Source organism: Reichenbachiella sp. (genome assembly GCF_039944555.1).
GTDB lineage: Bacteria > Bacteroidota > Bacteroidia > Cytophagales > Cyclobacteriaceae > Reichenbachiella.
Genome location: NZ_JBDUYN010000012.1, coordinates 118,234 through 138,489 on the forward strand (window position 1 = coordinate 118,234; position 20,256 = coordinate 138,489).

At 41.4% G+C, this 20,256-nt stretch carries 21 protein-coding genes; 13 read left to right on the plus strand and 8 right to left on the minus strand.

The features are described 5' to 3' along the window. Positions 1-64: 64 nt before the first annotated feature. The gene (locus tag ABJD64_RS18085; RefSeq protein ID WP_348180851.1) at positions 65-538 is read left to right on the plus strand and encodes an SRPBCC family protein; all 474 of its coding nucleotides are present in this window, start codon (positions 65-67) and stop codon (positions 536-538) included. Between the two features lie 56 nt (positions 539-594). On the opposite strand, the gene ABJD64_RS18090 is transcribed toward ABJD64_RS18085, so the two are convergent. Next, positions 595-1,578 carry a hypothetical protein gene (locus ABJD64_RS18090; protein WP_348180850.1) on the minus strand — a complete coding sequence of 328 codons (984 nt, stop codon included), beginning with the start codon at positions 1,576-1,578 and terminating at the stop codon, positions 595-597. A 279-nt stretch (positions 1,579-1,857) separates the two neighbouring features. Here ABJD64_RS18090 and ABJD64_RS18095 point away from each other — a divergent pair, with 279 nt between their 5' ends. The 4 genes from ABJD64_RS18095 to ABJD64_RS18110 all read left to right on the plus strand — a co-directional run bounded on the left by ABJD64_RS18095 (position 1,858) and on the right by ABJD64_RS18110 (position 5,024). Further along, positions 1,858-2,418 carry a TetR/AcrR family transcriptional regulator gene (locus tag ABJD64_RS18095; RefSeq protein ID WP_348180849.1) on the plus strand — a complete coding sequence of 187 codons (561 nt, stop codon included), beginning with the start codon at positions 1,858-1,860 and terminating at the stop codon, positions 2,416-2,418. A gap of 9 nt (positions 2,419-2,427) precedes the next feature. Beyond that, positions 2,428-3,675, plus strand: coding sequence for a beta-ketoacyl-ACP synthase II (gene fabF / locus ABJD64_RS18100; RefSeq protein WP_348180848.1), 1,248 nt, complete (start codon positions 2,428-2,430; stop codon positions 3,673-3,675). Positions 3,676-3,870: 195 nt separating this feature from the next. Next, positions 3,871-4,248 carry a nuclear transport factor 2 family protein gene (locus tag ABJD64_RS18105; RefSeq protein WP_348180847.1) on the plus strand — a complete coding sequence of 126 codons (378 nt, stop codon included), beginning with the start codon at positions 3,871-3,873 and terminating at the stop codon, positions 4,246-4,248. Positions 4,249-4,319: 71 nt separating this feature from the next. After that, positions 4,320-5,024 carry a DJ-1/PfpI family protein gene (locus ABJD64_RS18110; RefSeq protein ID WP_348180846.1) on the plus strand — a complete coding sequence of 235 codons (705 nt, stop codon included), beginning with the start codon at positions 4,320-4,322 and terminating at the stop codon, positions 5,022-5,024. A gap of 157 nt (positions 5,025-5,181) precedes the next feature. Here ABJD64_RS18110 and ABJD64_RS18115 read toward each other — a convergent pair whose 3' ends face one another. Beyond that, the gene (locus ABJD64_RS18115) at positions 5,182-6,324 is read right to left on the minus strand and encodes a N(5)-(carboxyethyl)ornithine synthase (RefSeq protein ID WP_348180845.1); all 1,143 of its coding nucleotides are present in this window, start codon (positions 6,322-6,324) and stop codon (positions 5,182-5,184) included. 433 nt (positions 6,325-6,757) lie between these two features. Between ABJD64_RS18115 and ABJD64_RS18120 the strand changes: the two genes are divergently transcribed. Beyond that, positions 6,758-7,336, plus strand: a complete 579-nt coding sequence (locus ABJD64_RS18120; protein ID WP_348180844.1) for a helix-turn-helix domain-containing protein — start codon at positions 6,758-6,760, stop codon at positions 7,334-7,336. A gap of 135 nt (positions 7,337-7,471) precedes the next feature. Here the strand turns inward: ABJD64_RS18120 and ABJD64_RS18125 are convergent, their stop codons facing one another. From ABJD64_RS18125 to ABJD64_RS18135, 3 genes are read right to left on the minus strand one after another with little or no spacing between them, the layout of a single operon-like run. Beyond that, entirely contained in the window at positions 7,472-8,131 is a 660-nt protein-coding gene (locus ABJD64_RS18125; RefSeq protein WP_348180843.1) for an ATP-dependent Clp protease proteolytic subunit, read from the minus strand. Positions 8,132-8,133: 2 nt separating this feature from the next. Then, positions 8,134-8,403, minus strand: coding sequence for a hypothetical protein (locus ABJD64_RS18130; protein WP_348180842.1), 270 nt, complete (start codon positions 8,401-8,403; stop codon positions 8,134-8,136). After that, the gene (locus ABJD64_RS18135; protein ID WP_348180841.1) at positions 8,384-8,917 is read right to left on the minus strand and encodes a hypothetical protein; all 534 of its coding nucleotides are present in this window, start codon (positions 8,915-8,917) and stop codon (positions 8,384-8,386) included. Before ABJD64_RS18135 ends, ABJD64_RS18130 begins: the two co-directional genes overlap by 20 nt. Before the next feature lie 233 nt (positions 8,918-9,150). Here ABJD64_RS18135 and ABJD64_RS18140 point away from each other — a divergent pair, with 233 nt between their 5' ends. From ABJD64_RS18140 to ABJD64_RS18165, 6 genes are all read left to right on the plus strand, one after another. Beyond that, the gene (locus ABJD64_RS18140; RefSeq protein ID WP_348180840.1) at positions 9,151-10,860 is read left to right on the plus strand and encodes an amidohydrolase family protein; all 1,710 of its coding nucleotides are present in this window, start codon (positions 9,151-9,153) and stop codon (positions 10,858-10,860) included. 148 nt (positions 10,861-11,008) lie between these two features. Continuing rightward, positions 11,009-11,881, plus strand: coding sequence for an AraC family transcriptional regulator (locus ABJD64_RS18145; RefSeq protein ID WP_348180839.1), 873 nt, complete (start codon positions 11,009-11,011; stop codon positions 11,879-11,881). 102 nt (positions 11,882-11,983) lie between these two features. Further along, the gene (locus ABJD64_RS18150; RefSeq protein WP_348180838.1) at positions 11,984-12,835 is read left to right on the plus strand and encodes a sterol desaturase family protein; all 852 of its coding nucleotides are present in this window, start codon (positions 11,984-11,986) and stop codon (positions 12,833-12,835) included. Between the two features lie 8 nt (positions 12,836-12,843). Then, positions 12,844-13,674 carry an ABC transporter six-transmembrane domain-containing protein gene (locus ABJD64_RS18155; protein ID WP_348180837.1) on the plus strand — a complete coding sequence of 277 codons (831 nt, stop codon included), beginning with the start codon at positions 12,844-12,846 and terminating at the stop codon, positions 13,672-13,674. Positions 13,675-14,156: 482 nt separating this feature from the next. Then, positions 14,157-16,325, plus strand: coding sequence for a ribonuclease R (gene rnr / locus ABJD64_RS18160; protein WP_348180836.1), 2,169 nt, complete (start codon positions 14,157-14,159; stop codon positions 16,323-16,325). Then, entirely contained in the window at positions 16,318-17,295 is a 978-nt protein-coding gene (locus tag ABJD64_RS18165; RefSeq protein WP_348180835.1) for a polyprenyl synthetase family protein, read from the plus strand. Before rnr ends, ABJD64_RS18165 begins: the two co-directional genes overlap by 8 nt. A 3-nt stretch (positions 17,296-17,298) precedes the next feature. Here the strand turns inward: ABJD64_RS18165 and ABJD64_RS18170 are convergent, their stop codons facing one another. Continuing rightward, the gene (locus ABJD64_RS18170) at positions 17,299-17,829 is read right to left on the minus strand and encodes a hypothetical protein (protein ID WP_348180834.1); all 531 of its coding nucleotides are present in this window, start codon (positions 17,827-17,829) and stop codon (positions 17,299-17,301) included. Between the two features lie 9 nt (positions 17,830-17,838). Continuing rightward, entirely contained in the window at positions 17,839-18,525 is a 687-nt protein-coding gene (locus ABJD64_RS18175; RefSeq protein ID WP_348180833.1) for a porin family protein, read from the minus strand. A gap of 183 nt (positions 18,526-18,708) precedes the next feature. Here ABJD64_RS18175 and ABJD64_RS18180 point away from each other — a divergent pair, with 183 nt between their 5' ends. After that, positions 18,709-19,329 carry a rhomboid family intramembrane serine protease gene (locus tag ABJD64_RS18180; RefSeq protein ID WP_348180832.1) on the plus strand — a complete coding sequence of 207 codons (621 nt, stop codon included), beginning with the start codon at positions 18,709-18,711 and terminating at the stop codon, positions 19,327-19,329. A 28-nt stretch (positions 19,330-19,357) separates the two neighbouring features. Here ABJD64_RS18180 and ABJD64_RS18185 read toward each other — a convergent pair whose 3' ends face one another. Then, positions 19,358-20,212, minus strand: a complete 855-nt coding sequence (locus ABJD64_RS18185) for a DUF1571 domain-containing protein (protein ID WP_348180831.1) — start codon at positions 20,210-20,212, stop codon at positions 19,358-19,360. Between the last annotated feature and the right edge of the window lie 44 nt (positions 20,213-20,256).

Sequence of the window (20,256 nt, forward strand, 5' to 3'; positions counted from 1 at the left end):
CGAAAAAACGATCGGAAAGATTAATTGGAATTCCTTAACTTTAATAAGGATCAAAAACTCAACCATGCAACACCTAATTCACTGGCCACGGCGATTCCATCCCGATGTTGCCCCGATTCATATCAAAAATGAATTACATACCAGCGCCACCCCTGATCAAGTTTGGGTCAGCTTAATAAAAGCTCGTCATTGGCCCAGGTGGTACCCTAATGCAAAGAGGGTAATGACTGGAGATGCTGATTTGAATGCCGATTCCATATTTCATTGGACCACCTTTGGTGTCCGATTGAAATCAGTGGTAGCAGAATTTATTCCCAATGAGCGAATTGCCTGGTCTGCCAAAGGGCTGGGGGTTGATGTCTATCATGCCTGGTTGATTGAAAAGACACCCAATGGTTGCAAAATCACCACAGAGGAAACCCAATATGGATGGGCCTGTAAATTAAGTCACAAGATTTGGCCCAACCGAATGTACAAACAACACCAGGTCTGGTTGGAAAACCTCAGTCAGAAGGCAAGTGAAGTCACTACGAATTAACCGGATCTGTACTAAACTTTCAAAGGTAGATGTGTTTTGTCAGAGAAGGATTTACCCTATCTAATCCATATACGATAGGCACTTTGATTGATCTGAAAAAGATACATTCCGGCGTTCAAATTGTCTACCCATATTTGGTGAGTGTCGAAAGAATCTGTAACTCCTTCATTCATGACTTGTCCCTTGAGATCGTAAATTTTCCAAAAGGAGTTGGACCAATTACGAAGGTGAACTATGGACTCCTTGTAATAGACTACACTCTCGACAAAACGCGAGTCCAGAGATATTTCGACCGCTTCGAAATACTCAAACTGACCGTCGTAGTCAGTTTGCTTCAATCTATAATACCACCTTCCCGGAGCGGTCACTTTATCCTTGTAGGTATAGGTTATTGTCACAATCGAATTCCCGGATCCTGCTGTTTCGCCGACCACAACCCAATCCCGCTGATTCCGCGAACGCTCTATGGTAAAAAAGTCATTGTTGATTTCAGCACTTGTTGACCATTCTAACAAAATGCAATTTTTTATTACTGAAGCGTCAAAGTACAAAAGTGTAATGGGTAACGGCTGACTCAAATCAAGGTCATCACCTGGAGAATAGGTAATGTCTCCCATGTCAGTACCATTGATACTGCCAGTTCCGTTCAATGCGCTTCCAGCTCCCAAATTCAAATCGCCAGAACCCGTTATAGTTCCATTATTTGTGAAGTTACCACTGTCGGTGATCGCCCCATCAATGACGAGATTGTTGCTGTTGTTAATGATATGCCCGGGAGTAGTCAGTGTTCCGCCTGCATTTACGTTTACGTTGGCTCCTGCATCTATGGTCAAACTTTGAATTGAAATATTACCGCCTGTGTTAATATTGACTGTTGAGCCAGATTGCCAGGTAACAGCATTTGGCCAGTCAAAGAGCATTCCTGCGTGATTGACATTCACGATGTCACCACTAGGCAATGGGTTAGGAGGAGCTCCATTGGCATCCCAGGTTGCTACGCCAGAGCTTGTGTATGTGGTGCTTTCGGCTGAAAAACTCACGAGTAATAAAGAAACGATAAATGCGAATCGAAGTAACCTTAAAAGAGGACAACGGGTTGACGTATCGAAGAATCGATTGACTTGGGGACAGAATAACATAACCTTTTTCTTTAATGCTGCTTAAAATCATTAAAGGCGGATTAGTAAATATAAAGCCTCCTGTTGGCTTAAAATGTGTTTTGCGGAAAAGCGATAAACCAGTACCACTTGGCGCAAATATTTTACCGGAAAGAAACGATTCGTCCTTGCAACTTACTTACTAGTAAGTATATTTGCCTCATGTCAGGTACAAGAAACCAAATATTGGCATTAGGTGAAGAGTTCATTCGCACTCGCGGCTTTCACGCGTTTAGCTACAAAGACATTAGTCAAAAGCTAGACATAAAAAATGCAGCCGTACATTATCATTTTCCGACAAAGGAAGATTTAGGCGTGGCTATTATTCAGGAGAGTATTCATCTTTTTGAGAACAAGGAAGAGCAATGGGATCAACTAACGAAGAAAGAACAGTTGCTTGATTTTATAGATATCTATCAAAAAAGTAAAGACAAAGGATGGTCCTGTTTAATGGGAGCACTTAGTTCATCCACAGATGCGCTACCTGCTCTCATGCAAGAAAAACTCCGCGATATGGCGGAATATATTTTGGATCGATTGACCCTTACGTTAAAACAAGGCCTTCAAAACGGCGAGTTTAATTTTTCGGAAGAGCCCAGGGCAAAAGCACAACTGATTATATCTTCGCTGCTCTCATCGGTTTTGCTTGACAAAGTAATGAAGGAAGACATATTTAACTCGATTGTTAAAACCATAGTTCAATCTGTAGAATCTCATAAATAATTTAATAAAATGACTGAAAGAAGAGTAGTCGTAACAGGAATGGGTGCGGTCACCCCACTTGGCAATGATGTACAAACATTTTGGGAAAATGCCGTGAAAGGCGTGAGCGGTGCAGGACCAATTACCCACTTTAATGCCGAGAAGTTCAAAACACAATTCGCTTGCGAGGTCAAAGACTTTGACCCTAAGCTTTATCTCGATCGAAATGAAATCAAACGAACGGACCTTTACAGCCAATATGGATTATATGCAGCTGCGCAAGCCATTGAAGACTCTGGTTTTGATGTAAGCCAAATGGATCCATTTGATGTCGGTGTGATTTGGGGAACCGGTCAGGGCGGATTGGAAACCCTCGAAAAGGAAGTGCAGTATTTCATGGAGAAAGAGAAAGAGCCAAAATTCAATCCTTTCCTTGTGCCAAAAATGCTCACAAACATGTGTGGAGGAATGATCGCCCTGAAGTATGGATTTATGGGCATTGGATTTACTACCATCTCAGCCTGCGCCACGACCAACACGGCCATCATGGATGCGTTCAATTATATCAAATTGGGCAAGGCAAAAATATTTGTGACAGGTGGTTCGGAAGCGCCAATCACCGAGGCCAGTATTGGTGGGTTCGGTTCGATGAAAGCATTGTCGACAAGAAACGATTCTCCGGAAACCGCTTCTCGCCCGTACGATGTGGATCGTGATGGCTTCGTGATGGGAGAAGGCGGAGGAGCCTTGATCCTGGAAGACTATGATCACGCCAAAGCCAGGGGAGCTAAGATCTATGCTGAAATTGTAGGTTCGGCCATGACCAATGATGCTTACCACATGACCGCGACACATCCTGAAGGATTGGGTGCTTTGCGAGCCATGGAGTGGGCACTAAAAGAAGCTAATTTGACACCCTCGGATTTAGATTATATCAATACGCATTCTACTTCAACACCAGTAGGAGATTTGAGTGAACCCGCAGCCATTAATAAACTGATGAAAGGCCATGAAAACAAATCTGTCATCAGCGGAACCAAGTCAATGACAGGTCACATGCTCGGAGCGGCTGGTGTGGCTGAGGCTATTTTGTCCATCCAAGCGATCAATAACAATATTGTACCTCCAACGATCAATACCGAAACCGTTGATCCGGAAATAGAAGGGGACCTGGAAATAGTCATCAAAGAAGCCAGACAGAAAGAGTTGAAAGTTGCGATGAGCAATACCTTTGGTTTTGGTGGACACAACGCCATTTCGATTTTTAAAGCAGTCTAGATGAATTGATTTACAGACAATATTTGAACCGTCTTTGCGAGGTGTGCAATTCGACGATAGTCGCATGCACATCGTGGCAATCTCAAGCATTTTTTCCCTGTGCATATCTATGAAGTAGAAGGCATATTGGGATTGCCACGTTTCCTATTTTGCTTTTTGGCAAAACAGGATCCTCGCAATGACGTATGACAATAAATGAACTTAGAACAGAACAAAGCAAGCGCGATTGCCTTTTACAAAATAGCATATGAAGGAAACCCTACTAAGGCAATTGACCTTTATGTGGGCGATGATTATATCCAGCACAATCCGGACGTGGCTAATGGGACCCAAGGTTTTGTGGATTACTTCGAAAGAATGCAAAACGAATACCCGGAGAAAAACATCGAATTTGTTCAGGCGGTGGCCGAGGGAGATTTAGTTGCGCTTCACACGCACCAGACCTGGCCGGGGAATGATCAGTATGTCACCATGGATTTTTTCCGCTTTGACGACAATGGCAAGATTGTAGAACATTGGGATTCGATTCAGCAAATACCGGCGACCTCGGCCAATCCAAATACGATGTATTAGATATTTCTTAATCTGGATTAAGAAAATCAGGTTACGTCTTGCGTTCAAAAGGGCAAACAAAACTTTATACAATGAAAAAATACATGTTTGGCCTTTTGATCATATGCGCATTAATAAGCTGCGAAAACCAAAAAGTACAACTCGAGGAACCTCAAGAAGCTCAGGTTTATCTAAATCCTGAATTGCCCACCATCGGAATTATCATTTTTGAGGGTGTAATCACCAATGAAATTCTTGCACCTCTTGACGTGTTTTCAAAACATACGGCTGAGGGCGAAAAACTTTTTAACGTGGTATTTCTTTCGGGAGAACAGAAAACATACAAAACCGAGGAGGGCCTGCGTATTCTGCCTGATTTCACCTTTGAGGAAACACCAAAATTGAATGTGTTAATCGTAGCCAGTTCCTATGAACCGGAAAAACAGTATACCGACAAAAAGTTGATATCATTTATCCAATCGCAATATGACGGCCTGGATTATGTGGCCAGTCACTGTGCGGGAGCATTCACGCTGGGAGCAACCGGGCTAATTGACGATAAGAAAGTGGTGACTTATATTACCGGAGGTGATTTGCTTCAAAAAGAATTTCCACAATTGAAAGTGCAGGATGATACCAAAGTGTCCGTAGCCAAAGACGGCAACTACTTTTCTTCCAATGGAAGTTTGGTCACCTACACCGCCTCCCTTGATCTATTGCAAGAGCTGACAGACCAAGGACATAGAAAGTATGTGGAGGGCTCGCTGTACTTGGATCGGTTGAGTGTTTCAAATTGATAGGTTAACGTAGGTGCGTTTACTTAAGTACCATCATAGACTGGATAGACGCACCTTTTTTTCGTAAATTGAAACCGGCTCTCGGCTGCAGATAAATAGCAAACATAAGTGTTTTTTAGCCAATAGTTACCGCCAAAACACAGTCCTATTCCATGCTCTAACTCACTAAATGGGGATAGTCAGCTTCGCGGTTCTGAAATCTAAGAATAGCTTCTTTCACCACTACTCCCTCATCTATATTTATGGCATTTTGGATGGTCGCATTTTGCTTCCAACTCGACCGGCCGGCGATCACAGATTGCAGGTGCACGATCAATGCCGCAGAAATGGATCTTGAAGCACTTTCCCAAAAATAACTGGGCGTGTGATCTACTGCATAGTAGTCAACATGATCTACCGAAAGTATTGGCTCTTTAAAAGTGGTAGGCTTGGCAAAATAAAAACCCATGCCTTCGTCGCAACTCACATCTATGATCAAAGTCCCTGGTTTTAGGCTGTTTTTTTCCTCTTCAATGACAAAATTCAGAGGATTATTGGCGTCCTGATAGGTGCCATTAATGATTATTTCCGACTCACTGACTAAATCCAATAGCGGTCGCTCCGTTCCGTCATGTTCCACGATTTTTAAACGAGGTTCATCGTGCTCCCCATTTTTAATTCGCACATAGTTTACATCTAATACTTCTTCTCTGACTTCATGATCCGGTCGTTGAATGCAAATGGTGATATCTCTAAACCCATGTGCCTTTAAGGCATAAATGGCCCCTCTGCTGACAGCACCAAAACTAAATATGACGACCTTTCGCTGGTTGCCATAGTGTCCATCTATTCCCTTCAGCTGCAAGGCATGGATGACCGCACAATAGCCAGCCATTTCATTGTTTTTATAGAACGTATGTCTTCCAATCTGCCCACTTGGATGCCAAACAAACATATCCTCAAAAGCAATCAGGGTCAGCTTTCTGTCAATAGCTGTTTGTGTGATCTGCATTTGCTGGGCGCAGTGGGGATAACCCCAAAGGATGCCTCCTTCTTTCAATTCATCTAAATCTGATAATACGGGTTTGGCTATGATAACCGATCCAATGTCAGACAATATTTCTGACCGTGTTGCCATGCCCCCTGTTTGGTTGGCGATTTCTTCATCTCCAATATTGAACGGTTTGCCATATCCTTTTTCGAAAATGAGCTTTCTGCGAATGTTTTCCGGAAGTCTTTTTAAATGCTCAGGATGAATAGGGACACGTCTTTCATCCTCTTTTTTGGAAGTTCCGATAACCCCCATTGTCGATAATACCATAGGATACTCTTTTTGATTGAAGCCAAACATCACTAATGAAATGAGTGAGGCTCTGTAATAAGGTTCTTAATAATAGGTTACTTGCTGGCCATCAGGCATTAAGTTGACGGCTAGTGTATCAATAATCAGAAAGGCAAACGAAAAGAGACCTTTTATTCACTACGAAAGAGCGAAGCGTATGATTTATATCAACCGATAATCAATTGTTTGCCCAAGTTACAATAACTAATTAATGAAAGCAATCCTTCAGTATCCAATGGAGCTTATCATCTGAAAAGAGGAAAACAAACTATGTACACATACCATATCTGGTCGTTGTGTTGCATAGATGAAAAATAGCCCTTTGACACCCCTGACGTAAAGATGTCATAAACATGTCGTGGCAGACCATGGAATGAATTTATACTTTTGTTCTGATTAAACTTAAAATAATATGAAGAACAAAGAATTGGCTACAAGAATCAAAGCACTAAGGCGAAGGAAAGGATTCTCCCAAGAGGAGTTGTCCGAAAAATCTGGATTGAGTTTACGTACTGTACAACGAATAGAAAATGGAGAAACCGAACCACTGGGAGATTCGCTTAAAAAAATTGCCGATGCATTGAATGCAAATCCGGATGAACTGATCGATTGGACGATCAAGGAGGATAGTTCGTTTTTAAAAGTATTGAACTTATCTACGCTAACCTTTTTATTTTTTCCACTGCTTGGTATCCTGGTGCCCTATATGATTTGGGGGTCGAAGGGTAATAAGATAAAGGGCATCGACGAGGTAGGAAGGGATGTTATCAATTTTCAAATTACCTGGAATCTGATCCTGTTTTTTGGCTTGATAGTAACCATAGTCGGTTTTACGTCACAAAATACCACATGGCGTACCCTGATAACTTCTAACCTTATATTTTATGCGTTGATGTACGCACTAAATATTTTTATGATTCTGTACAATACCCTATTAATTCATAATGAAAAGTCAGTGAGGTATTTCCCAAAAGTCAAGTTCTTAAGATGAGAACCCGAACAATATAGAATTGAAGCGCCACACAACAAGCTACTTGAATGTGGTTTATCGGTTACGAAAAAGTAATACTTTTTCCGATAGGAATCCCTTTGGGATAATCCCCATTCACTACGTTTCAAAAAAACCTTATTTCTTCTTTTTGTCCTTGTAGAAACTTACGTTGGCATCCTTGTTCACCATTTTGATCAGGTTGGACGTATCACCGAGTACTTCGTCTACAAATCCATATTCCTTTGCTTCCAGTGCATTTAGAAACCGATCCCTTCGAAAAAACTCCTCAATCTCCTGCCAGGTATGCCCACTGTTTTGACCCATGATATGAAACAGCTGAGTTTGTAGTCGTTCTTGTTCACGCGTGGCAATTTGCACATCTTCTGTGTAGCCTTTGCTTCCACCGCCAGTAGGATGCTGATGGATGGTCGCCTGTGCCAGGGCATAGCGTTTGCCCTTTGTCCCGGAAGAAAGCAAGGCTGTACCCATGCTACCCGAAAAGCCCACCGCCACGGTGGAAACGGGAGCTGAGATCATCTGCATCGTATCATAAATAGCCATGCCTGCATACACCGACCCTCCAGGAGATTGAATATACATGTCGATCTGTTGCTTCTGATTCTGACTATTCAAATAAAGGAGCTGTGCCACGATTAGATTGGCGACCTGATCATCTATGACCGACCCCAGGAAGATGATGCGTTCCTTGAGAAGCAGACTAAAAATGTCATAGGACCGCTCTCCCCGGCTACTTTGGTCGATGACCATTGGGATCAAATTGGATTGGATATTCATTTTTATCGTTTAAATATGGATCGTATCCTGTCTTGAAATGACCTGTATTTTGAGGTATGAAAAAGCCGATGTTCGACCACTTTGATTTCTTCTCTGAGCTTTTCCCGACCATAGAGTTGGGCCAGATCATAAGTTACTGATTGCCATTGTGCCTTGTCTTGCATCTCGGGACTTGACAGCACCCGGGCTTCTGTAACCAGACGATCGGAGAGATCTCCCCGTCGCAACAACCAGTTTTCTATTTGCGCAACCTCAGTCAAGGAAGTCCTCATAGCTCAATGATTTTTGTTTGACTTCTTCCCGGACTTTTTCCAGGCATTTATATTTCTGCACCGTAGCAGATCGCTCACCGCCATAGCCATACCGATTTGCCACTTGTTTCATCGTCAGTTTTTCGTAGTAAAAAGACTGCAACAAATCCATGCACCGCTCGCCAGATTGTTTCAAATAATTAAGCAACTTTTGTGTCAGCGGCTTTTGTTCTTTTTCTTCTATGATCTCAATATGTTCCAGGCTTTCGTTGCGAGCGAATTGCTCACAATGCTTCAGCCATCTATTTTTCACGATACCCATCAAGTAGGCCCTGTCACTTATGACAGGCTGAAACTTCTCGCTTATAAGTTTTTCATAATAAAGGATAATGGCCTCCTGGAAAACCTCTTTAGCCGCTTCCAGATCACCGCCTCTTCGCTGTATATGTGCAGCGGCCTGTGGAAAAACCTCAGCATACCACTTTACGATCGTGGCCTCACGGGTCTGGGTTTTTGATTCCTCAAGTACTAGCATAAGCTCTGTCGTTTATTAGGATGTTCTTTTTTGTACGTAAGTATCACCTGGAATTTCGGATTTTTTTAAAATATCTGGGAATTGGGTGCTGAAGCTCCCTGTTTGCCTGCTATCAAATGGAGCGTTTATCTTACTGCCATTGGTTGGATAAACGCTCCTTTTTGTAAATTAAAGGCTAGATAACGGTCATTAATACTCGTTATATTCTAGTTACCTGCAATAATCTATACAAAATGAAGACGTATTTACTTCTGCTATTACTCCTGCCACTTCAACTTTTGGGACAAACAACTATCATCAAAGATGTGAATGTGCTGGATGTAGAACGTAGAAGGATTATCAAGAACACTTCTATTGTTATCTCAGATGGAGTAATTGACAAGATTGAAAAATTTAAAAAGATAAAAATTTCGGAAAAAGATAACGTAATTGACGGAAAAGGACGCTTCATGATTCCAGGCCTAATCGATGCTCACATCCATTTTTTCCAATCTGGTGGCTTGTATACCAGACCAGATGCATTAGACTTAAGAGAGATAGTTTCCTATGAAGAGGAGGTTGAATTTGCCAATACAAACGTAAGGGACTATTTAAAAAGATATTTAAGAAATGGGATTACTACGGTGATTGATGTTGGTGGTCCCATGTGGAATTTCCAAGTAAGAGACTCAATTGCTCAAAGTATCACAGGTCCGAATGTTTTAGTGACTGGCCCACTTTTTTCTATGGTAGATCGTCCAAAATTAGATATTGGTGATCCTCCAATTATTGAAGTCAGCACAAAACAAGAAGTACTCAACTTATTCAATAAACAACTACCTTACCGTCCTGATTTTATCAAAGTTTGGTACGTAGTAACTCAAGAGAACCCTGCCGAAAAAACGTTTCCGCTCGTTGAATATCTCGCAAAACTGTGTAAGGAGAATAATTTAAAATTGGCTGTTCATGCCACCGAACTGCAAACAGCGCAGCTTGCGGTTAAGGCAGGAGCAGATATTTTGGTACATAGTATAGATGATGAGATCATTCCTGAATCATTCATCAAAGAACTCAAAGACGAGGAGATTACATATATACCCACGCTGACCGTCATGGATGGCTACATTAAGGCTTTTACAGGGGAAATTCAACATACCAAAGAAGATCTGACTTGGGCTAACCCATTAGCGTATAATACACTTTTGGATCCTAATAAGATTGCTAAAACATTATGGCCTCCACAACTTAAAAGCATGTATGGCAAAGATAGACCAGCTATTTTTAATCAGATGGACTCTATCATGCTTGTGAACCTCGCGAACTTGTCTGAAGTGGAGGTAACCATTGCCACCGGAACAGACGCTGGCAACATTGGAACCATGCATGCTTCATCCTATTTTAAAGAACTACTTGCTATGAAGAAAGCAGGGTTATCCAACTGGGAACTCCTTTTATATAGCACTCTGAACCCCGCTAAGGGCTTTGGAATTAGCGATAAAATAGGATCCATAAAGACTGGAAAGCGTGCAGATGTGATTTTACTTGACAAAAACCCAATTGAGGACATAGAAAACCTCAACGCTATTTCCCTAATCATAAAATCGGGGAAACCACTTAAACCTGAATCTATCCTTATTGAAACCCCGGAACAAGTAGTTCAGCGACAGGTGAATGCATACAACGCCAGAAACATAGATGCTTTTATTGACGCCTATTCTGATGATATTAAGATTTACAATGAGACTGGAGAGCTGATTATGGAAGGGCTCGATCAGATGCGAAAACAGTATGCCGGCATGTTTGAATCTGTTACAAATCTTTATTGCGAAATAGAAAACCGCATTGTGATTAACAATAAAGTGATTGATAAAGAAAAGGTTCGTTTCAATGAATCTTTTGTAGATGCCGTAGCAGTTTACGAAGTTTCAAATGGGAAAATCAAACAAGTCAACTTTATCAAATAAAACTGGCAACAAACGATTTGGCGTATGCCTTAAAGTAATTACTTAAAACCGATCCGCTAGATAATAGATGTTAAAATAGTTCAGATATGCCATGTACTAAACATTGACAGTAATTAAACTAAAACAAGTGTGATACGGTGAGAATAAAATGACCCGGCAGAATCCTCAAATAGCACGATATAAAAAGTTGCTTTCCTTTATTGATAACCATCTTAAAGAAGACATCAACATTCAGAAAGTAGAAGAAGTATGTCATTATTCTTACCGAAATATCAATAGAATATTTGAGGCGATTCACCATCAAACCATTGGCAAGTACATCAAACGCCTCCGCTTAGAAAAAGCCGCACAGTATCTCAAGTATTCCGACATGGGGGTTGCAGAAATCGCCTATGAGATTGGTTTTGAGGAAAGAGCCGCCTTCAACAAGGCATTCAAAAATAAGTATGGCTGTTCTCCCTCTTCTTTTCGCAAGAGCGGTGAAGCCATGCGAGAAATGATTCAACAATCTTTACTTCCAGCGGAAGGTACAGAAAGACAAAGGCTTCAATTTGAAATAGAATATCTGCCAGATTTCGAATTCATATTTCTTGAGTACCGTGGAGATTACAAAGATTTTGCTTCCATCGACCATACATGGGGACAATTGGTGAACTATGCAACAGAGCAGCAACTGCTATCGAACCAGTCCATTTTCATGACTGAGATTATCGATGATGCTGAAATCAGTGACCACATTAATTCTCGTTACAACCAGGCCCTCATTTTAGAGGAACCATTGGGCATTGAACCAGAAGGCTTGTTTCGGATCAATTCACACAAAAGGCAGAAATATGCCAAGTTTACTCACCAGTGCTCCCATGAGAGTTGCATAGATTTTTATCAAGAAATTTATGCGTTTTGGATGCTGGATGTTGGCTTAGAACTTGTAGACTTGTCCTTACTGGAATTCTATCCCAACTTTGATGAAAAACTCCCTGAAAGTGAGCTGCTCACTGAAGTCTACATCCCGGTAAAGTAAATTGTCCAAAACGGACACATAAGCTACTTCTCCCTCTTCTAGTTTTGCTACAGACCTCAAAATATTGGTGTCTAATCTATTTCTTAAAATAAAGCAACAAACATGAGTGAAGTAGTAATAAGCATAGAAGAAAACATAGGACTGATGATCTATATAATCATAGGATTCTCAGTTGTATTGGCCATTGTGGAGTTCTTTTACGAATTGTACAAAAAGAAAATCAACAAATGGAGGTTAGGCGAGATGTGGGCCAGTTTTTCTGTTTTTATCGTTGCCCAACTCATGGAGAAAACCAGCACTCTGATATTTGCAGGTGCATTCCTCTTGGTCGGTGAGTTCATTCCATGGCAAATCCCATTAAACGCCTGGACCACCGTGCTTTGCCTTGTCCTTGTAGATTTCATCTACTATTGGGAGCACGTCATTGAGCACAAGGCCAGGATCTTGTGGTCGTATCACAGCATTCACCACAGCTCACCTATCTACAATTACACCACAGCCATGCGGGTCTCATTTATAGACAGCCTCATCACATGGGTGTTCTATCTGCCTTTGATTCTCATTGGCTTTCATCCATATATCGTGTTGCTTTGTTTCTTTTTGGTGCTGATGTACCAGTTCTGGCTCCACACAGAAATCATAGGCAAGCTGGGTTGGTTCGAATTGGTTTTCATGACGCCATCACAACATCGTGTACATCACGGATCGGACAAGATGTATCTCGACAAAAACTTTGGGGCTTTATTCTCTGTTTGGGATCGTATGTTTGGCACCTTTCAGGAAGAAAAGCATACCCCAACCTATGGATTGACAAAGCCCATCCGAACCATAAATCCAATCAAAGTGCATTTGATTGAATATATGAATATTTTCAAGGATTTACGCAAGTCCAAAAACTTGAAAGAAGCCTGGAATTATTTAGTGAAGCACCCAGGCTGGACACCAAAAAATTAGAATAAGGGATGGGGTTCAAAACTCTTATAAAAAAACACAAACTGAAATTTGGTTTCACCCTGTTTCTAATCATAACAGAAGCATTTCTTGCCCTCTTATTTCCGCTTTTCATTGGTTATGCCATTGATGGCGCCATCAAAGGAAGTTATAATGGTGCTATTCAATTAGGGCTTCTTGGTCTGGCCGCTCTCATCATAGGGGTTGGAAGGCGGGTTTTTGATTCCAGATTCTATGCCAAACTTTTTCAAAGTATGGGTTCGACGGCTATTTCTATGATAGAAAATAATCGTCCCTCAGTAAAATCTGCTCGCCTAAGCATGACCAGGGAACTGGTCGAATTCCTTGAGAATTCTTTGCCCGAATTAATAAGCAACATCATCGGGCTGTTTGGTGTAATCATTATCATAGCTATGCTCAATTTGAATGTGTTCTATAGTAGCTTATTTGTTGTACTAATCATTTTTCAGATTTATTGGATAAGCAGTAAAAAAACGATTCGATTAAACAAATCATCAAATGACGAATTTGAGAAACAGGTCGATGTCATATCCAAAAACAATAACGAAGAGCTGTCACTTCACCTGAAGAAGATGATGCAATGGAACATCAAATTATCTGATCTGGAAGCTGTAAATTTTTCCATCTCATGGATCGTATTGGTTTCATTTCTGATTGCTTCCATTATAATCTCCGGAAGTGATGGAATAGTACAGTATGGCGTGCTTTTTTCGCTGATCATGTATGTATTCCAGTATATGGAAAATGTGATTAACCTGCCTTTGTTTTATCAGAATGCACTGAGATTGAAGGAAATAAGAGAAAGAATAGAGCAGGTTTAGAAAAGGAAAATACTATCGTCAATCAATGATATGGTACATGCCTCCAGATAGTCGCTTGAAAGTACAGTACAAATCAGCTAGATTGTAGTCATTAATAAAGCCCGGAGGCACGTGGCATATCTGGGCGATGAATGGCATTGCCATTGCGTAGTAATCTCAGATGAACTGGAACCGATAATTCAAAAAATATTAAATCAGTTTGGACAAAGACTTAAGTCTGAACCTTATACCCCCTTCAAAAAAACCCAAAACTACCTTACCCCGTTACAGCAATTGGTAGCACTAAAAATTAAATGCCTACCTTTGTAAAAATTATTATTCAAATCGAGTCAGTCCAATCCTGGTCTATAAGCAACGCGATCAAAGCATTCACGAAATAAGTAATCAGAAGATAATTTCTGATCAAGTAGAATTTCACCCTTCTCAAGTATCTTTGTCAGGATTGCATCAGACTCCAATCACATCTTATTATATTCCCATACATGGCGAAAAAGAAAAAAGACAACAGGCGGAAAATCAACCGCACCAAAAAAGTAATTAATATAGATTCAGTACGCAGACAAGTAGCAGACCTATTCGATGAAAGTCCCGGTGAAGCATTCACCGTCAAGCAAATTTTTAGCAAAGCTGGTCTTAGAGACAAACTGGCCAAAAAAGAAGGTCTCAATTTTGTACTTGACTTAGAACAAGAAGGCAGCATAGAGCAAATGCGAAATGGCTCCTTCAGATCAAGAAAAGTAGCCACCTCTTCAGGCCTTGAAGGCGTGGTTGATCATGTCAATCGTAGATTTGCGTATGTGGTCTGCGAAGGGCAGGAAGAAGACATCTGGGTAAAAACAGATGATTTAAAAAATGCGGTTGATGGCGACAGAGTAGCTGTCCGCATCAAAAAAGGAGGCAGACACGGTAGCCGTCCCGAAGGAATGGTCACTCAAATCATCTCCAGAGGCCGCACAGAGTTTGTTGGTAAAATTGACATAGGCCCAAAGTATGCATTCATTGTGCCCGATAATCGTAAAATGTATGTAGACATTTTTGTCTACCCTGAAAAAATCGGCAAGGCCAAAACCAATGATAAGGTATTAGTTAAAATAAAGGAATGGCACGGAGGGAAAGCAAAAAGTCCTATAGGACAGGTGACCGAAGTGCTGGGACAAGCTGGTGAAAACGAAGCAGAGATTCATTCGATCATGGCAGAATTTGGCCTACCATTTCGATTTCCAAAGAATGTAGAATCAGTGGCTCAAAAAATCCCAACAGAGATTTCTAAAGAAGAGATCAAGAAAAGAAAGGATTTAAGAAACGTCACCACATTTACGATTGACCCGGAAGACGCCAAAGATTTTGATGATGCCATCTCAGTGGAATATCTGAAAAATGGTAACTATGAAATCGGTGTGCATATCGCCGATGTTTCGCACTACGTGCAATCAGACAGTATTCTGGATGATGAAGCCATCAGTCGAGCAACGTCGGTTTACCTCGTAGACCGGACCATCCCTATGCTGCCGGAGAAATTATCGAATGGGGTTTGTTCTCTGCGACCAAAAGAAGAGAAACTAACATTCTCAGCGATGTTCGAAATTACGCCAAAGGCGGAAATCAAAAGCCAATGGTTTGGCCGAACAGTTACCTTTTCAGATAGACGTTTTACCTACGAGGAGGCGCAGGAAAGAATAGAAAACGGAACAGGCGATTTCCAGGAAGAAATCAATTTGCTGAATGACTTGGCGCAAAAATTGAAAGCCGTACGTTTCCAAAAAGGAGCGATTGGCTTTGAAACCGTGGAGGTCAAGTTTAAACTGGATGAAGACGGCAAACCCATAGGGCTCTTTCCAAAAGAAAGAAAAGATGCACACAAGCTGGTGGAGGAATTCATGCTACTGGCCAATAAAAAAGTCGCTGAATTCATTTTCAACAAGCACAAAGGGGCAGACACATTTGTGTACAGGACGCACGATGACCCTGATCCTGAGAAGCTGAACACTTTTGCCAAGTTCGCGGCCAAATTCGGTCATAGGTTAAAAGTAGGGCAAGAAAATATTTCTAATACCCTCAATACGCTCATGGATGACATTCATGGTAAGCCGGAGCAGAACGTGCTCGAATCATTAGCCATCCGTACTATGTCGAAGGCCGTGTATACCACCGAACCCAAAGGTCACTTTGGATTGGCTTTTCCACATTATACGCATTTCACCTCTCCGATTAGAAGATATCCAGATGTGATGGTGCATCGATTACTGCAGCATTATCTGGATGGCGCCAAGTCACCTGATGCAGATCCTTACAATGAACTTTGTCGCCATTCTTCGGAGCGTGAAAAAAGAGCTGCTGATGCCGAAAGAGCGTCCATCAAATTCAAGCAAGTTGAGTTTATGCAGATGGCTGAAAAGCGGCCGTTCGAGGGTATTATTTCCGGCGTGACGGAATGGGGCATCTTCGTAGAAATCACAGAAACCAAGTGCGAAGGCATGATCCGAACTTCGACTATGACGGATGACTTTTATGAGTTTGATGAAAAGAACTTTTGCATGATTGGCAAACGAAACAAAAGGATGTTTACTTTGGGTGATCAAGTGACGGTGATGGTGGTGGACACAGACATCGATCGCAGAACGATAGATTTGGAATTCGTAGACAATGACTGATGAAATTAAAGTCTTTCAGGATAAACTGACAGAAAGACTATTAGAATTAGATTTAGAAAAGGAGCCGAAGGAGCTATACCAGCCCATTCACTACACGCTCAGCCTTGGAGGCAAAAGGATGCGACCTATTTTGGCTATTATGGCCTATCAGTGTTGCGCGAAGGATTGGGAAAAGATTATTGAACCGGCTTTGGCCATCGAACTGTTTCACAATTTTACGCTCATCCATGATGACATTATGGATGAGGCTCCCTTGAGAAGAGGCCAACCCACCGTCTATAAGAAATGGAATAAGGATATCGCTATTCTTTCCGGCGATGTACTCATGGTGATGGCGTATGACCTGCTGATGAAAGCCGAGTACGATGATTTCAAATACTTACTCAGACTTTTCAATCGGTGCGCCATAGAAGTATGTGAAGGCCAGCAACTCGACATGAATTTTGAAGAGAAATATTCAGTAAGTGAGGGGGACTATCTGGAGATGATTCGGTTGAAAACAGCTGTGCTCTTAGGCTTTAGCCTTGAACTTGGAGGGTTGTTGGGTGGAATGAGCAAAGAAGAGGCTGCACACGTACGGGATTTTGGTGTCAATATTGGCATCGGGTTTCAGCTGAAAGATGATCTCCTGGATGTGTATGGAGATGCTCAGAAATTTGGTAAGCAGGTAGGTGGTGACATTATCGCCAATAAAAAGACCTTGCTCTTGATCAAAGCAATAGAGCTTGCCGAAGGCAAGCAGAAACTGGATTTGCACAATCTGATGGCTGATAAAGCTATTGACCCGGACGTCAAAGTCAGAAAAATGAAGGAGATTTACAAGGATCTTAATATTGAAACCATTGCCGAAAAGGCCATGAATGACCACTTCGAAAAAGGCTTTGAGCAACTCAAAGCCCTTGAGGAAGGGTCATACAATTTGAAACCGCTGAAACAATTTACAGAGGCCTTAATCGCCCGAGATCATTAAGTATTAGTTTTCCGGATAACCATCCAATGTGGTGATTACGTATTCGCCACTTCGAATATTGACCGATTCGAATTCTAAATTTATTTCGCCATTGTCCCGAATAAGCCCGTCAAATGTGCCAATAGCAGAGCCATCGGAGTCCACCAACGAAATGTTAGTCGTACCATCAACTCTGAATTCGTCATCGCCAGAGCTAAAGGAATTCGAGATATATTGAGAACTTCTCTGAATGCGAAAGGAAGTTACCATGGATCCATCGGTAAGCGTGTGGTCTTGTTTGTTGTCTATGGTAAGTTGATAAGACCAGCCTAGCCTGGGATAAATGGTTAAGGTCGATTCACTACCCAAATCAAGTATATCGAATGTGCCGCTGTTGGTACCACGTTCAGATTGATCTCCCCGATCGTCATAATAAACGGAAGACGAATCGTAATCATAACTGCCATTTCCTACCTCTGTTGGGATGTTGAAAAAATCGCCAGCATCGCAAGAGAATAGAAAAAGGGCCAAGAATATATATAGTGCGTTTTTCATAATTAGGTCTTATTTAAGGTCTGAGTATAATTTCCATTGCAGGACAAACTGGAATACACCATGGCTTAGATTCAGATCTCCCAGTTCCCCTTTTTCAAATACGTCTAGCAATCCGTAGTTATATCTGAAAGTAATGTTTACAACTTTTGTGCTCATACCAAACCCACCCAAAACGCCGGCATCAAATTTTCTGATTCCCGACAGGCTGGTTCTTGTGTTGTCACTGTCTATATCTGCTTCCCACCAAGGGTAAAATTTCTCAGCAGAGAGCAGGGAAGAGCCGTAGCCCCCGAATTGAAAAAAGATTCTTTCGTTGAACTTGATATTTGTAGATAAGGCAAATTTCAAATAATCAGAAGCAAAAGATTCGTTTTCCGTGCCTTCAAAAGCACCCAAGTCGTGCAGATAAGTGGTCCTTTTCTGGAAATGCCCACCCATATAGGTGTACACGGCTTCCGGCTGAATAGCAAAGTGGTCCGAAATATGAATGATAGCGAACATGCCCAAATCAAAGGTTAGCCGACTTCTTAAAAGTTCATAATTTTCTACCCGATTGCTGTAAACAATTGGCCCTCCATCACCCAGCATATGGGTAAAATTGATGCTGTGCTGGAGACCAAACTCCACGGCACTTTTTGCAGGAGTTTCGTCTTGTCCTTTGGCATTACCACATAGTAAATATGTGGTTGCCAACATTAAGAGTTTTATAGATTTAGTCATCGTATTGTGTTTCCTAGAAGACAAGAATACGTGCACTATCCCTCATAAAATATTGTCAAATAGTGAGGTTATCCGGCAGAAAATCGGCCTAAATTCAAATCATAAAAGTATTTAGCAGATATTGCAAAAAAAACCTTAGCAACAGAAACGAAGTAAAACATGTCCTGGACAGTAGTTATCATTATTGCCAATGTAATTGTGAGTTATATGGGCTTTCAAAATCCCAGCCTGCAATACAAACTCACCATGAATCCGGTGGCAATTCTTCAAGGCCGACAGTGGTATCGCGTACTTACTTCAGGCTTTATTCACTCCAACTGGTCGCATCTGGCATTCAATATGTTTACCTTTTATTTTTTCGGACGACTAGTCGAGCAAATATTCGGTGCACTCAAAGGGGACCTGGGAGGAATTTATTTTGTAGCATTTTATCTCCTCGGCATTGTCATTTCAGATTTACCCTCGCTGATCAAACATAAGGATCATCCGCATTACAATTCGTTGGGAGCCTCTGGGGGCGTAGCAGCAGTGGTGTTTTGTAGCATCCTGTTTTTCCCAACCGAATATATTTATTTATTTGCAGCCATTCCGATTCCCGGTTTTATTCTCGGAGCTCTTTACTTGATCTACTCTTATACCAAGGGCAAACAACTTTCGGACAATGTCAACCACGACGCTCATTTGATAGGTGCGGTTTTTGGTTTGGTATTTAGTGTGATAATGGAGCCTCGCGTACTTGGAAGCTTTATTCAGCAAATAGCAGACTGGAAAGTTTTTTAGTTTTAGGGAGATAGCCCATTAAGTTCAACTAGAAACCGTAAGCTGTAAATCCGTGCGAAAACTCTTCTTCGCCTAGCGCCGGATTAATCTCTACATTTCTAAACTCATATTTTTCGAACAGACCGAGCTCGTCATAGATTTCGAGCTTTAACGGAATTTGTCTGTCCTGATCTATATACAGTACCATTTTGGCTGCGTAGTCTGAAGGAAGTTTGATTACATCTCCTTCTTTAATCTGACCAAATATCCCAAGGTCACTATTTTTTTCATAGATCATGTATTCACTAAGCCTGTTTTTTAGTGCTATACTGGAGATGCTCTCTCCTTTCTTTACTATGTGATTTGAATAGCCAAAACCGGGATTGATCATAGATATAATCTCGCACGATACACCGTTTAGTTTTCCTCTTCCATGATCCTGCAAAAGATCAGAAATTCCATCTTTATGTTTGTAAAACAGGTATTCCATTACAGAGACTACATAATCATAACCACCTTCCAAAATTGTGTGATGCTGGTCTTTTCGCATCAATTCTCCATTAGGATCGAGTTTTAAATTGACCCAGGGAAAACCATTTGGATTTACCAGGGCCTTTTTCTCATCCATTGGATGTGGGTATAAGACTTCTACTCCAGTATTAGGAGAAAGCTCTTTGAGATAGATTTTGTAAGGTCGACGGTGCATTTTAATAGAAAAGTGGTTTTCCACGTATGCCCCATCGATACGCTCTGAGCGGATCAACTCATACTTGAGTGATTCAATGTTTCTTGCAACTTCGAAAACTTGCTTTACTTTCTGGTCCACGGCCATTTTGCTTGGGTCGGTAAAGCTCAGAGAAAAGGATACGGAAATTGCTACTAACCAGAAAGTGGACTTCATCATACTAATTCGTTTCGAACATCAAATAAACATACCGCGAAGCGACA